This window comes from Streptomyces sp. NPDC044921, from assembly GCF_056432865.1.
The window spans coordinates 94,261-108,452 of record NZ_JBWKIF010000016.1; the positions used below are offsets into that span (position 1 = coordinate 94,261).

The window sequence follows — 14,192 nt, forward strand, 5'->3', positions numbered from 1 at the left end:
GTCCGCACCGACCGAGCCCTCGACGGCAACGGCATCCGCACCGGCCGAGCCCCGGGCACCCTCGGCGCCCGCATTGGCCGAGCCCCGGACGGCAACCACGTCCGCACCGACCGAGCCCTCGACGGCAACGGCATCCGCACCGGCCGAGCCCCGGGCACCCTCGGCGCCCGCATTGGCCGAGCCCCGGACGGCAACGGCATCCGCACCGGCCCACCCCCGGGCACCCACCGCGCTCACACCGGCCAGTCCCCGGGCACCCACCGCGCTCACACCGGCCAGTCCCCGGACACCCACCGCGCCCACACCGGCCCACCCCCGGACACCCACCGCGCCCACACCGGCCCACCCCCGGACACCCACCGCGCCCCCACCAGCCAGTCCCCGGACATCCCGCGTCGCCGCCCGGGCCCGCCAGCGGCCCTCCGTGGGCTCCGTCCGCGCCCACCGCCGGTCGGTCGCGTCCGGGGGCGTGGCGGGGTCCGGGTGTGAGGCCGTGATGTCGGCCGTGGTCTCCACCGGGTCACCCTCCACCGCCCACACCGTGCCGTCGTCCGCGTAGAGGCGGGCCGTGACCTGGTGGGTGCCGCGCGGCACGAGACGGGCGGGCAGCCGGTACTCGGGGGTGCGCAGGCGGGCGACCAGGCGGCCGTCGACGTAGAGGTGCGCGAGGCCGCGCCCGGCCACCGCCCGCTCCGGCGACCCGGCCGGCGAGAAGCGGAAGTTGCGCACGGTCAGGCGCACGTCCCAGCCGCCGCCCGCGTCGGGCTGCACCTCGACGCCGACGTCCGGGGCGCCCTTCCGCTCCACCTCGCGGTAGGGCCGTCCCTCCTTGTCCCGGTCCTCCAGGAGTCTGCCCACGGGCGAGGGCGACGCCCCGCTCTCCGGTGCGTCACTGGAGCCGCAGCCCGCGGCTCCGGCCAGGCAGAGGACACAGACCGCGAGCACGGCGAGGGGTCCGCGTGTCCACGACATGCCGGGGAGCCTAGAACACACGTCCGGCGCGGCGGATCGTCCTCAAGTCGGGTTCGGGTCATCCGCCGAGAGGAGGTCCCGCGTCCCTCTTGCGCGGGGGAAAACGCAATCCTACGGTGATGCATAGGAATCAGACGACGAGGGAGCAGCGAGCATGGGCGACGGGGGTACCACCGGCGTGAGCGGGTTCGAGCGCGGCGAGGCGCGGAAGACCGCCGAAGGGCTGACCTACCTCTCCGGCTTCGGCAACGAGCACAGCTCCGAGGCCGTCCCGGGCGCACTGCCCGAGGGCCGCAACTCGCCGCAGCGGGCTCCGCTCGGGCTGTACGCGGAGCAGCTGAGCGGCACGGCCTTCACCGAGCCGCGGGCCCACAACCGCCGTTCGTGGCTGTACCGCATCCGGCCGTCGGCGGCGCACCCGGCGTTCACCCGGACCCACAACGGCACGGTCCGCACCGCCCCCTTCACCCAGACCGTGCCCGACCCCAACCGCCTGCGCTGGAACCCCCTGCCCGACCCGGGGCCCGAGACGGACTTCCTCGCGGGCCTGTGGACGCTCGGCGGCAACGGCGACGCCACCCAGCGCACCGGCATGGCCATCCACCTCTACACCGCGAACGCCTCCATGGAGCGGGTGTTCAGCGACTCCGACGGCGAGTTGCTCATCGTCCCGGAGCGCGGCGGGCTGCTGCTGCGAACGGAGTTCGGCCTGCTCCACGTGGAGCCGGGACATGTGGCGCTGGTCCCCCGTGGTGTCCGCTTCCGTGTGGAGCTGCTCGACGAGTCCGCCCGCGGTTATGTGTGCGAGAACTACGGCGCACCCTTCCGCCTCCCGGACCTGGGCCCGATCGGCGCCAACGGTCTCGCCAACCCGAGGGACTTCCGGGCCCCGGTCGCCGCCTACGAGGACGTCGAGGGCCCGGTGGAGGTGGTGAACAAGTTCTGCGGCAACCTGTGGACCGCCACCTACGACCACTCCCCGCTCGACGTCGTCGCCTGGCACGGCAACCACGTGCCGTACGTCTACGACCTGCGCCGGTTCAATGTGATCGGCACCATCACCTACGACCACCCGGACCCGTCGATCTTCACGGTGCTGACCTCCCCGTCCGACACCCCGGGCCTGGCCGGAGTCGACTTCGTGGTGTTCGCGCCGCGCTGGCTGGTGGGCGAGGACACCTTCCGGCCGCCGTACTTCCACCGGAACGTGATGAGCGAGTACATGGGCCTGATCGAGGGGGCGTACGACGCCAAGGCCGAGGGCTTCGTGCCGGGCGGCGGCTCGCTGCACAACATGATGTCGGCGCACGGCCCGGACCGGGAGACCTTCGACCGGGCGAGCGCCGCCGAGCTGAGGCCGCAGAAGATCGACGACGGCCTGGCCTTCATGTTCGAGACCCGCTGGCCGGTGGCCCTCACCCCGCACGCGGCCCGGGCGGAACACCTCCAGCAGCGCTACGACGACGTCTGGCAGGGCCTGGAGCGGCACTTCAACCCCTTGCACTGATCATTTCCTACCGGTACGGATGGCCCGTGACCTCCTTCGCCCCGGACTCGATCGTCCTGAACCGCAAGCTGCCGCTCTGGTACCAGGTGTCGCAGTCGCTGCGCGCCTCGATCCTCGGCCGCTCGCCGCGGGACCCGCTGCGGCTGCCCACGGAGGAGCAGCTGGCCGGGCACTACGGCGTGAGCGTGCTGACCATGCGGCAGGCGCTGAAGGAGCTGGAGGACGAGGGGCTGATCTCGCGGCACCGGCGGCGGGGCACGTTCATCGAGCCGGACGCGCGCCGGGGCGCGCCGGTGCGGCTGCTCGGTTCGGTGGACGCGATCGTGGCCCAGCAGTCGGGCATGACGACCCGGCTGCTGGACCACGGCACCGGCCCCGTGCCGGGCGAACTCGCCGAGTTCTTCCCGGAGGTGGCGGAGGTGGCGACGTACCACCGGCTGCGCAGCGACGAGAAGACCGGTGAGCCGACCAACCACGCCCGCAACTACGTGCGCCCCGAACTGGCCGAGCGGATCGACCTGGACGATCTGGTGCGGTGGCCCATGACCAAGGTGCTGCGGGACGTGGTGGGGGTGGGCATCAGCCGGATCACGGACACCGTGCAGGCCCGGCTGGCCGACCCGGAGACGGCCCGGTTGCTGCGCGTCCCCTTGCTGAGCCCGATCCTGCACTACACGGGCGTCGCCTACGACGCCGAGGGGCGCCCCCTGGACGTGGCCGTCATCCACTACCGCGGTGACCGGTTCTCCTTCACCGTGACCCTGGACGCCACATGAGCGCCGCCGACCCGTGGGGGTCCGTCCCGTCCTTCCCCGCGCCCCCGGCGCGTGCGGGACGCGTCGTACGATGCGGGGCGTGACGCACGACGACGCTCCGCCGCTGGCGGACCTCATGCCGTGGTCCGTCGCACCGCCGCGGCTCGGCCGGGGCTGGCCGGCGGGGCCCGACGCGGTGTCCCTGAAGGCCCGCTGGGACGCCCTGATGAAGGCCGAGGGACCCGACCGCGAGGCCCTGTTCGAGCCGAGCCGCTCACGCACGCTGCACACCGCGGTCGGCCAGCTGCCCGGCCGGGCGGACAGCGGCACGGAGAAGCTGGCCCGCGCCTCGGGAGCGTGCCCGGAGCCGGTGCGGGTGCTGTCCGCGCCCTTCGACGAGCAGTGGCTCATCCCGGACCAGCGGCTGATCGACGCGGCCCGCCCGGAGTTGTGGCGGGTGGCGGACGAACGCCAGGTCTTCCTGGTGGAGGCGCCGGAGGCACTGCTCGCCACCTCGCTGCTCCCCCTGCTGCGGCCCGGCCGCGTCCGCCCGCTGTTCCGGCGCCCCGGCGGCCTGGAGCCGAACCTGGCCCCGGGCCTCCTGGAGCACCTCGGCAGCCGTCTGGGCGCCGTCCCGGCACCGCTGGACGTCCTGGCCTGGATCACGGCGACGGCCCGCCCGGATCTCACCGTGCCGCTCACCGGGGACGCCGGCGCGTGGGAACGGGGCGTGGAGCACGGCCACCGGTTGCTGTGGCTGATGCGCCGCGACGGCGAGCGCCCGAGGCTCCCCGGCGGTCGCCGCCCCTACGTCCGCGCCCCGCTGCCCTCCCGGCCCGTGGCCCTGCGCTACGACCGGGACGAGGAGGCCCTGCTGCTGGACGAGGGCCGCATCTCCCCGGTGCCGCCGGAGGCCTGGGACTACCAGGTGGGCGGCGTGCGCGTCCTGGAGCAGTGGTTCACGGCGCGCGTCACGGCTCCCGAGCCGGGCACGCTGGCGGCGATCCGCCCCGCGACCTGGCCGCAGGCCTGGACGTCGGAACTCCTGGAGCTGATCACGGTCCTGGCCCTGCTGGCCGGACTGCGGCCGCTGGAGGAGCCGCCCTTTCCCGACCCGATCACGGCGACGGAGCTGCGCGCGGCGGGCGTGCTGCCCGTGCCGACGACGGCCCGCCGCCCCGCGTCGGTCCTGGACGGCCCCGAGGAGGGTCCGGAGGGGCAGCTGGCGTTGCTCTGACCGGGGTCAGTCCCGCGTCCGGTGGCCGTCCTCCTGGTGCAGTTCCACGGTCATCACGGCGGGCTCGGGCCTGCCGGGGACGTCCATGCCGATGACCAGGCGCCGGTTCTCGTCGGTCTCCGGGCAGGAGCCGGTCAGCGGGAACCGCCCGCCGTCGGGGGTGACCATCGTGGCCTTCCATGGTCCGCCCGGGCGGACGTCCGTCTCGACGGACCCAACTCATCGGTGCGCCGCCCGGGTCAGCGCGCCTCCGGGTCGAAGGCGTCCAGAACGCGTTCGAGCGCCCTGCGGAACACCGCGTCCAGGTCGACCGGCCCGCTCTGCTCGGCGAAGGCCGCGGCCAGCCGCGGGTACGCGCCGGTCGCCACCTGGCTGCCCAGGTAGGCCATGCGCGCGGCGTTCTCCTCCTCCACGGACCAGGGCACGGAGCACAGGGCACGGAGCGGGTGCGCTCGACGGTCGCGATGTCGTTCGCGGTGTACGTCGTCACGACGCCGTTGAGCAGCGCGATCAGCTTCGTCTTGGTGCCGGCCGGGACGTCGAGCGGCTCCAGGCAGGCCAGGCAGTGCTCCAGGTAGCGCAGGGTGTGGGGGCTGAAGCCGAGCACCCCGGCCATCAGCCGTGGCAGCCAGGTGTGGCGGCGCATGATGGCGCGGGTCTGCTCCGCGTTGCGGAGCATGTCGGCGCGCCAGTCGCCCGTGGGCTCGAACAGCTCGTGCCCGGCACCGACGGCGTCGATCATCGGCTCGTACAGGTCCTCTTCGCGGCGGACGGTTGCCGAGTGGAATCCGATCAGCGCGGTGGCGACGGCGCTGCGGGACCTCTTCGGCAACGCCCCGGTGCCCGACGGGGCGGCCTGGCCGGTGGCCCACCCCGTCGCCGGGTCACTGCTGTGGCGCGCGGTGCTGCTGGGGGTGTTCGTGCCGCTGGCCGTGCGGCGTTACGCGCGTGGGGAGCGATGAGCGGGCGGATTCGGACACCGAGGCCGCGCGGAGCCCCCGGTCGCTGCCGGGTGGGTCGGGGCACCGACCGGGGGGCGTACCGCGCTCGGGAAGACACCTGGCGCCGCTGCGTGCCGCGGGGATGACGGACGACGAGTGCGCAGCGTGCGCCGGGGGCGGTGCGACCGCCCGAGCGCGGGCCCCTACCTGCCGCCGAAGAGCGAGCGGCGCAGCCGGCGCAGCGGCGCGAAGAGCGAGACGCGACGGACGCGCGCGTTCCGGCCACTGCGGTCGTGCGGCTGACGCGCGGTCAGTTCACGCATCAGCGAGGTCGCCTCGACCGTCTCCCGCTGCGGGACGGCAGGGCCCGCCAGCACCGAGAGGTGGCGGTCGAGGCGCGAACTGGTCGCGCTGCTCCCGCAGGTGATCGCAGGGACCCTGGCCCTGCTGCGCACTGTTATCTGTTCCATGTCACTCCCCACCCGTACGAGTCCACCCGGCCCGGGCAGGTTAACCCTATCGCCCCGTCCGGGCACACGTGTATCGCGGTCACAGGATTCACCTTCCCCACAAGGGGGTTGACGATGTATCCCCGATCACTCTCCGAATCCAACAGATTTCAGGGCGAGTTGGACGATCGGCTGTGTAGTGGGCCGGGGCGATCCGCCCGCGGGCTCGACGGTTACGGCCAGTGACGTCGCGGAGGTGCCCAGACCCGTCGCGACCAGCGGCGTGTCGCCCTGGAAGACCCCCAGGGAGCGCGGTTGCGCGCCCGGGCGCATGAGCCACAGCTGGTGCACACGGCCGCCCGGCGGGGCGCCGTATCCGCCGAGGGTGACCACCGCGCTCCCCTCCGTGGCGGAAGCGATCACTCCGATGACACGGCCCCGGGCGTCCCGTCCGCTGCTCGCGCGGGCGTCCGGAGCCGCCAGAACGTGGGCGATCTCACGTGACCGGTCGCGCTCGGCGGCCAGTTCGTCCTGGGTCCGGTTCGCCTGCACGGCGAACAGCGAGGCGACGACGAGGGCCGCGGCGGCGGTGGCCGTGGCGAACGGCACGAACAGCGGGATCCGGCGCCGCGCCCGCTGCCGGGGCGGCGGCCGCACGCCCCACACGTGCGGCGGCAGCTGCGGGGCTCGCCCGCGCGCCGGCTCACGCGTCTCCCGCGGCGCGGGATCCTGCGGCGTCGTCCGGACCGCGGCCAGCACCCGGTCGCGCAGCGCCGCCGGGGCCGGGGCCGCCGTGGACCAGGCCAGCCGGACCGCGTCCTCGGACAGGGCGCGCACCTCGGCGGCGCAGCGGTCGCAGTCCTTCAGGTGCTTCTCGAAGCGGACCCGCTCGGGCGGTTCGAGGGCGTCCAGCGCGTAGGGCGCGGCGAGCGAGTGCAGGTCCTCGCGGCGGAACAGGCTCATGCCAGGCCTCCCAGGCACTCGCGCATCCGGGTCAGCCCGTCGCGCATGCGCGTCTTGACCGTGCCGAGCGGCAGGGAGAGCTGCTCGGCCACCTCACGGTAGGTGTAGCCCTCGTAGTAGGCGAGGGTGACGGACTGGCGCTGCAGGACCGTGAGCCGGTCCAGGCAGCGGCGCACCCACTCGCGCTCCAGCCCGGCCTCGACCTCCTCGGTGACGTGGTCGAAGGCCGGCTGGCCGGCGCGCAGTGCCTCGCGCTGCTCGCGCTCCCCGGCCGCGCGGGCGCTGCGCACCCGGTCGACGGCCCGGCGGTGGGCGAGGGTGAGGACCCAGGACAGGGCGCTGCCGCGCCCGGGGTCGAACTTCGCGGCGGAGCGCCACAGTTCGAGCAGCACTTCCTGAGCCACCTCCTCCGACTGGGCCGGATCGCGCACCACGCGCCGTACGAGCCCGAACACCGGGCCGGACACCAGTCCGTACAACTCCTCGAACGCCTTCTGGTCCCCGCTCGCCACGAGCAGCAGCAGTTCGTCCGCCTCCACTCGGTCCCCCTCTCCGAGGCCGCACCGGGCCTGTCCCCTCACACGAGGCATTCGCAACGCACACACCTCCGGATGGGGTTACGGATCAGCGCGCCGAAAACGCGGGTCGCCGACGGTGAAACAACTTTTCAGACGCGCCGTAAGAACGTTTGAGATTCGACCAATCCGCTTCGCCGACCGCTCCGAAGGGTGTGTGTCAGGCAAGTTGGCACGGAGGACGGACGGCATGACACCTATCTCCAGGACCGGTGCGGGACGCGGGAGCATCGCGACCGCGATCTGTGGTGCGCTGGCCGCCGGCGGGCTCACCGCCGCCGGCGTGACCGCGCTGGAACCGGAGGCGGCCTCCGCCTCCAGTCACCGGGAGGCCCCGCTGATCTCGGGGACCCCGCAGTACGACACCACGGACGTGTACGCGTTCGTCAGCCCGGACAAGCCGGACACCACGACCATCATCGCCAACTGGATCCCCTTCGAGGAACCGGCCGGCGGGCCCAACTTCTTCACCTTCGCCGAGGACGCGCAGTACGACCTGCGCGTCGACAGCGACGGGGACGCGCGGGAAGACCTGGTGTTCCGCTACACGTTCAGCACCCACACGAAGAACGACAAGACGTTCCTCTACAACACCGGTCCCGTCGAGAGCCTCGACGACCCGGACCTCAACATCACGCAGACGTACGACCTCGAACTGATCAAGCTGCGGCACCTCAAGGCGGTGTCGAAGACGAAGGTGGCCGACGACGTGCCGGTGGCGCCGTCGAACGTCGGCAAGGCCTCGATGCCGGACTACGCCGCCCTGCGCAAGCAGGCGGTGCACAAGCTGGCGGGGGGCGCCCAGACGTTCGCCGGGCAGGCCGACGACCCGTTCTTCCTGGACCTGCGCGTCTTCGACCTGCTGTACGGCGGGAACCTCTCCGAGGTCGGCAACGACACGCTCAAGGGCTACAACGTCAACTCCATAGCCCTGCAGGTTCCCAGCAGCTTCCTCACCAAGTCGCACGACCAGCCGGTCGTCGGCATCTGGTCCACCACGCAGCGCAAGAACGCGCGGGGCTACTTCTCGCAGGTCTCGCGCCTGGGCAACCCGCTGGTCAACGAGGTCGTCAACCCGCTGAAGGACAAGGACAGGTTCAACGCGTCCGCGCCCCGGGACGACGCCCAGTTCCTGAAGAACGTCACCAACCCGGAGCTGCCGAAGCTCATCGAGGCGATCTACAAGATCCCGGCCCCGGACGAGCCGCGCAACGACCTGGTCGACGTCTTCCTCAAGGGCGTCAAGGACCTCAACCAGCCGCCGCACGTGACGCCGTCGGAGCAACTGCGGCTCAACACGTCCGTCAAGCCGGCCGCCGAGCCCAAGCGGCTGGGCGTCCTGGACGGTGACAACGCGGGCTTCCCGAACGGCCGCCGCCTCACCGACGACGTGATCGACGCCTCGCTCCAGGTCGTCGAGGGTGAGCTGCTGGGCGCGAAGAACGACCTGGGGGACGCGGTCGACAAGAACGACAAGGACTTCGAGCAGTCCTTCCCGTACCTGGCGCTGCCGACGGAGGGTTCGCGCGGTCCGCTCGCCAAGGGCGTGGACGGCGGCAACGACGTCCGCAGCCAGCTGGGCGACGCGCTCCAGCCGGCCGGCGCGCAGGGCTCGGACGACACGCGCCTGATCGCCGCGTCCGCCGGCGCTGGGGCGGGCGGCATCGTCCTGGTCGGCGCGGCCCTGATGTGGTGGCGCCGCATGCGGAACCGGGCGTACTGACCCGTTCCGCTCCCGACTGGCGCGGCCCGTCCCCTCACCCCCCACGGCACGGGCCGCGCCGCCACCTCCCGCATCCCCACCCGCACATCCGACCGAGGAGAGTCATGCCTCCGCGTACGACCGACAGCACACCGGGCAGGCACGACGACCGGCCACCGTCGCCGGGCACGGAGCCGGAGCCGGAGGCGGACCCGGGCACGGAGGCAGAGCCGGACATGAACGCGGAGCCGGGCGCAGCGGCACGGAGGGCTGCGGAGGCCCACGCCCCCGGCAGGGACGCCGAACCCGGCCGCGCCCACGGCAGCGGCAGCGGCACCGACACCGACACCGACACCGACACCGAGTCTCGCCGCGACCACGGCACCGATCCCGGCCCCGGTCGGCGCGTGGCCGTACCGCGGCGGGCCGCCGAGGGCGGGCGGCGCCGGCGGGCCGCTCATCTGGCCGGGTGTGCCGCGCTGCTGGCCGTCGCGCTGACCGGAGGGGCCGTGGCCTTCGGGGGCGCGGGCGACCGGGACGGCGGCGTCGTCGCCGTGTCCGCCGCCGGGGCCCTGTCGCCCGGTGCTCTCGCCCGGGGCGATCTCGACTCCGGCATCGCCTCCCTCCAGCGGCATCTACGGGCCCAGCCACGGGACTTCGGCGGCTGGGCCACCCTCGGTGTCGCCTACGTCGAGCAGGCCCGCACCAAGGGCGATCCCTCGCGCTACCCGCAGGCCGAACGCGCGCTCCGGCGCTCCCTCGCCCTGCGGCCCGGCAACGACCAGGCCCTCGCCGGCCGGGCCGCCCTCGCCGCCGCCCGGCACGACTTCCCCGGCGCCCTGGCCGACGCCGACCGGGCCCTGGAGCAGAACCCCTACAACGAACGCGCCCTGTGCACCCGAATCGACGCGCTCGTCGAACTCGGCCGGTACGACGACGCCGCCGAGGCCGCCCGGACCGCCGACGACCGGCGCCCCGGGGTGCCGGTGTTCACGCGGTACGCGTACGTGCACGAACTGCGTGGCGACGTCCGCACGGCGCGCGAGGTGCTCCAACGCGCCCTGAACGCCGCGAGCGCCCCCGCCGACGTCGCCTACGTGGCCACGAGTCTCGGTCAACTCGCTTGGAACGAGGGCGAGTACGGAACCGCCCTCGACCACTACGCCCGCGCACTCGCCGCCGACGACGAGTACCTCCCCGCCCTGGAGGGCCGTGCCCGCGCCCAGGCCGCGCGCGGCGACCGGGCGGCCGCCGTGCGGGGCCTCGAACAGGTCGTCGCGCGCTCCCCGCTGCCCGGCCCGCTCGTCGCGCTCGGCGAGCTGTACGAGGCCCGTGGCGAGGACGGCGGCCGGGCCAGGGCCGACGACCAGTACGCCCTCGTGGACGCCTGGACGTCCCTCGCCCGGGCGGGCGGGGTCAACGCCGACCTCGACACGGCCCTGGCCGCCGCCGACCACGGCGACCGGAAGGCGGCCCTGCGCGCCGCCCGCGCCGAGTGGGACCGCCGCCACAGCGTGCACACCGCCGACGCCCTCGCCTGGGCCCTGCACGTCAACGGCCGGGACGAGGAGGCCCTGCCGTACGCCCGCCGGGCCACCGCCACCGGCTACCGCAACGCGGCCTTCCTCTACCACCGCGGGATCATCGAGCGGGCCACCGGCAACGAGCGCGCGGCCCGCGAGCACCTGAAGGCCGCGCTCGGCCTGAACCCCGGCTTCTCGCCGCTCGGCGCGCGCGAGGCCCGGACCGCACTCGACGACCTGGAGGGGAACCGGTGACCGTGCGCCGGCTGTTCGCGTCCGGCGCCGCCGTCCTCACGGCCGCCTGCGCGCTCACCCTGCTGCCCGCCGCCACGGCGAGCGCCCACCCGCTGGGCAACTTCACCGTCAACCGCTACGACGGCCTGGTCGCCGCGCCCGGCGAGCTACGGGTCCGGCACGTCGAGGACCTCGCCGAGATCCCGGCGACCCAGGCGAAGCCGGACATCGAGCGCCTCGGCATGGCGCTGTGGGCCCGTCAGCGGTGCGCCACCGCCGCCGAGGACAGCCGCGTCACCGTCGACGGCCGCGCGGTCGCCCTGACCGCCGAACGCAGCCGCGCGCGCGTGCGGCCCGGACAGGCGGGGCTCGACACGCTTCGGGTGGAGTGCGCGCTGACCGCTCCCCTCCCCTCGGACCGCGAGTCCGTGGCGCTCGGCTTCCGGGGCGCGGGCGCCTCCTCGGGACCGGGCTGGCGGGAGATCACGGCCCGCGGCGACCGGATGACGCTCATCGCGTCGGACGTGCCGGAGACGTCGATCTCGGGCGCACTGACCCGCTACCCGGAGGAGTTGCTGTCCTCCCCGGCCGACACGGCCTCGGCCGCGCTGCGGATCCGCCCGGGCGGTCCGGCCCTGGCCGCCGACGAGTCGGACGCCCCCGCGGCCTCGGTGCTGCCGCGCGGCGCCGACCGCTGGACGCGCGCCCTCGACGAGCTGGTCGCCCGGCACGACCTCACGGCCGGCTTCGCCGCGCTGGCCCTCGGCATCGCCGTGGTCCTCGGCGCGATGCACGCGCTCGCCCCGGGCCACGGCAAGACCCTCATGGCCGCGACGGCGGCGGCCCGGGGCGGCCGGGCCCGGATGAAGGACGTCCTGCCCATGGCCGCCTCGGTGACGGTCACCCACACGCTCGGCGTGGTCGCCCTGGGCCTCCTGGTCACGGCCGGTTCCGCGGCGGCCCCGTCGGTGATCGCCTGGCTCGGCGTCGCCAGCGGCGTCCTGGTGACCCTGGCGGGCGCCGGCCTGGTCCGCCGCGCCCTGCGCAACCGCGCGCACACCCACCTGCACGCCCCCGGCCACGACCACGGCGGGCACGGCGGGCACGGGCACGACGGTCACCACCGCCACGACCACGATCACGACCACGAGCACGACCACAGTCATGATCACCACGACCACGGCCACACCCACCCGCACGACCACACCCATCCCCACTCCCACCCCCACACGGTCGAGCACACCCATGGCGGGTTCACACACAGCCATCCCGTCGCCCCGACCCTGCGCGGCACGATCCTCATGGGCTTCGCGGGCGGGCTGGTGCCCAGCCCCTCGGCCGTGGTGGTGCTGGTCGGTGCCGCGGCGCTCGGACAGGCCTGGTTCGGCCTGCTGCTCGTCGTGGCCTACGGCGTGGGCCTGGCCCTCACCCTCACCGCCGCCGGGTACGCCGTCGTCAAGGCCGGCAGCGGCATGACCCGGGTGCTGGGCCGGCGCCCCCGCTGGACGGCGGGCCCGTTGGCGGCCCTGGTGCGCCGGACCGCCCCGCTGGGCTCGGCCTTCGCCGTCGTCGTTCTCGGGGCCGGACTCGTGTTCAGGGGGGCGGCATCCGCACTGGGCTGAGTTACGTTCGTGAGGAAGTCCCCCGTCCTGGGGAAGACAGATCTCAGGGCGATTCCGCCCGGCTGCGAATGGGGGCGCCGTGTCCGAAGAACCGGGCCATGAGCGGGTGATCGCGGGCCGTTACCGGCTCCTGGCACCGCTCGGCGAGGGCGGCATGGGCACGGTGTGGCGCGCCCGCGACGAGCTGCTGCACCGCGAGGTCGCCGTCAAGGAGGTGCGCGCCCCGGCCGGTCTGGGGGGCGACGACGTGCGGCGGATGTACGCCCGGCTGGAGCGGGAGGCGTGGGCGGCGGCCCGGGTGGCCAACCGGAACGTGGTCACGGTGTACGACGTGGCGACGGACGAGGGCCGGCCCTGGATCGTCATGGAGCTGGTCCGGGGCCTGTCCCTGGCCGAGGTCCTGGACGCCGAGGGCCCGATGTCGCCGCAGCGGGCCGCGCACATCGGCGCCGAGGTGCTGGCCGCGCTGCGGGCCGCGCACGCGGCCGGGGTGCTGCACCGGGACGTGAAACCGGCCAACGTGCTGATCGCCAACGACGGCCGGATCGTGCTCACCGACTTCGGCATCGCCATGGTGGAGGGCAGTTCGGCGCTCACCATGACCGGCGAGGTGATCGGTTCGCCCGAGTTCCTCGCCCCGGAGCGCGCGCTGGGGCGCACGCCGGGCCCCGAGTCCGACCTGTGGTCGCTCGGTGTGCTGCTGTACGCGGCGGTGGAGGGCCACTCGCCCTTCCGCCACGACACCCCGCTGAGCACGCTGCGCGCGATCGTGGACGAGGAACTGCCGCCGCCGTACCGGGCCGGGCCGCTCGCCCCGGTGATCGAGGGCCTGCTGCGCAAGGAGCCTGAGCAGCGGCTGCCGGCCGAGCGGGCCGAGCAGGAGCTGCGCGTGATCGGCGCGGGCGGCTCGCCCCGCGCGGACACCGTGCGGGCGGTCCCGTACCGGCCGACCGTGGCGGCCCGTCCGGAACCCTCTCCCACGCCACCGACGCCTTACGCCGGGCAGCCGGCGGCATCCGGCTCGGGCGGGGCGACGACGCCTGACGCCGGCCGGGGCCGCGACCGGCGGGCGGGCCGGGTGCTGGCCGCGGGCGTAGTGGCGCTGGCGCTCGCGGTGGGCGGGCTGACGTACGCGCTGCTGAACGACTCGGGCGGGGACGGCGGCGACCGGGACGCGGGAGCGAGTACGCCCGCCGGGACGGGGGAACCGCCGCGGAACACGGGGAGCGGGAAGCCCAGTCCCTCCCCGACGCCGAGCGAGAGCGTGAGCGAGAGTGAGCGGAGCAGTCCGCCGCCGCAGTCGGTGCGCGTCGCGCTGGAGGGTGCGCGCACGGACTACACGGGCCCGTGCCCGCCGCCGTCCGCGCGGGCGCCGAGGTTCGCGGCGACGCTCACGGTGGGTCGGCTGCCGGCCGAGGTGCGCTACCGCTGGGTGACGGGGGACGGTTCGGTACTGGACGGGGGCTGGAAGACGGCGTCGTTCCCCGAGGGCGGCGGCCGGACGAGGCAGGACACGGTGACGGTCACGATCGAGGAGCGATCCGGCACGTTCGAGAACGAGATCGCCGTCGAGGTGCGGGAACCGGTGCGGACGACGTCCGAGTCGGTGCCGTTCTCGATCATGTGCGAGACGGAGACCCCGACGGGCGGGGCCTCCCCTTCTCCTTCGGGCACGGCAGGGGACCCGGACGGCGGGTCCGGGTCCGGCTAGG

11 protein-coding genes and 3 pseudogenes are annotated in these 14,192 nt (G+C 74.4%); 8 read left to right on the forward strand and 6 right to left on the reverse strand.

Translation table 11 applies throughout. The annotated features are described in order from the left end of the window. Positions 1–972, reverse strand: a 972-nt coding sequence (locus tag AC07DA_RS24550; RefSeq protein ID WP_479130353.1) for a hypothetical protein, incomplete at its 3' end; no start/stop codon positions are given. 154 nt (positions 973–1,126) lie between these two features. On the opposite strand from AC07DA_RS24550, the gene hmgA reads away from it, so the two are divergent. The 3 genes from hmgA (at position 1,127) to AC07DA_RS24565 (ending at position 4,471) form a co-directional block, all read left to right on the forward strand. Then, entirely contained in the window at positions 1,127–2,479 is a 1,353-nt protein-coding gene (gene hmgA / locus AC07DA_RS24555) for a homogentisate 1,2-dioxygenase (protein ID WP_479130354.1), read from the forward strand. 26 nt (positions 2,480–2,505) lie between these two features. Beyond that, on the forward strand, positions 2,506–3,255 hold the full coding sequence (locus tag AC07DA_RS24560; RefSeq protein WP_479130355.1) for a GntR family transcriptional regulator: 750 nt from the start codon (positions 2,506–2,508) through the stop codon (positions 3,253–3,255). Between the two features lie 70 nt (positions 3,256–3,325). Then, the gene (locus tag AC07DA_RS24565) at positions 3,326–4,471 is read left to right on the forward strand and encodes a type ISP restriction/modification enzyme (protein WP_479130356.1); all 1,146 of its coding nucleotides are present in this window, start codon (positions 3,326–3,328) and stop codon (positions 4,469–4,471) included. Between the two features lie 6 nt (positions 4,472–4,477). Here the strand turns inward: AC07DA_RS24565 and AC07DA_RS24570 are convergent. Further along, a pseudogene (locus AC07DA_RS24570) lies at positions 4,478–4,672 on the reverse strand (SRPBCC family protein); the annotation flags it as partial. Between the two features lie 38 nt (positions 4,673–4,710). Next, positions 4,711–5,243: pseudogene (locus tag AC07DA_RS24575) on the reverse strand (TetR/AcrR family transcriptional regulator C-terminal domain-containing protein); the annotation flags it as partial. Here AC07DA_RS24575 and AC07DA_RS24580 point away from each other — a divergent pair. Continuing rightward, positions 5,239–5,433, forward strand: a pseudogene (locus AC07DA_RS24580) (ABC transporter permease); the annotation flags it as partial. The pseudogenes AC07DA_RS24575 and AC07DA_RS24580 sit on opposite strands and share 5 nt — an antisense overlap. Before the next feature lie 182 nt (positions 5,434–5,615). Here the strand turns inward: AC07DA_RS24580 and AC07DA_RS24585 are convergent. The 3 genes from AC07DA_RS24585 to AC07DA_RS24595 form a co-directional block, all read right to left on the reverse strand. Beyond that, entirely contained in the window at positions 5,616–5,882 is a 267-nt protein-coding gene (locus AC07DA_RS24585; protein ID WP_479130357.1) for a hypothetical protein, read from the reverse strand. Positions 5,883–6,008: 126 nt separating this feature from the next. Next, positions 6,009–6,824, reverse strand: coding sequence for an anti-sigma factor (locus AC07DA_RS24590; RefSeq protein WP_479130358.1), 816 nt, complete (start codon positions 6,822–6,824; stop codon positions 6,009–6,011). Then, positions 6,821–7,363 carry a sigma-70 family RNA polymerase sigma factor gene (locus AC07DA_RS24595; RefSeq protein ID WP_479130359.1) on the reverse strand — a complete coding sequence of 181 codons (543 nt, stop codon included), beginning with the start codon at positions 7,361–7,363 and terminating at the stop codon, positions 6,821–6,823. Before AC07DA_RS24595 ends, AC07DA_RS24590 begins: the two co-directional genes overlap by 4 nt. A 226-nt stretch (positions 7,364–7,589) precedes the next feature. On the opposite strand from AC07DA_RS24595, the gene AC07DA_RS24600 reads away from it, so the two are divergent. The 4 genes from AC07DA_RS24600 to AC07DA_RS24615 all read left to right on the forward strand — a co-directional run bounded on the left by AC07DA_RS24600 (position 7,590) and on the right by AC07DA_RS24615 (position 14,191). Further along, positions 7,590–9,122 carry a DUF4331 domain-containing protein gene (locus AC07DA_RS24600; RefSeq protein WP_479130360.1) on the forward strand — a complete coding sequence of 511 codons (1,533 nt, stop codon included), beginning with the start codon at positions 7,590–7,592 and terminating at the stop codon, positions 9,120–9,122. Positions 9,123–9,226: 104 nt separating this feature from the next. Then, the gene (locus AC07DA_RS24605; protein WP_479130361.1) at positions 9,227–10,879 is read left to right on the forward strand and encodes a tetratricopeptide repeat protein; all 1,653 of its coding nucleotides are present in this window, start codon (positions 9,227–9,229) and stop codon (positions 10,877–10,879) included. After that, entirely contained in the window at positions 10,876–12,480 is a 1,605-nt protein-coding gene (locus AC07DA_RS24610; protein ID WP_479130362.1) for a HoxN/HupN/NixA family nickel/cobalt transporter, read from the forward strand. Before AC07DA_RS24605 ends, AC07DA_RS24610 begins: the two co-directional genes overlap by 4 nt. Positions 12,481–12,559: 79 nt before the next feature. Further along, a complete protein-coding gene (locus AC07DA_RS24615; protein ID WP_479130363.1) occupies positions 12,560–14,191 on the forward strand; it encodes a serine/threonine-protein kinase in 1,632 nt (543 codons plus the stop codon). Position 14,192 lies beyond the last annotated feature (1 nt).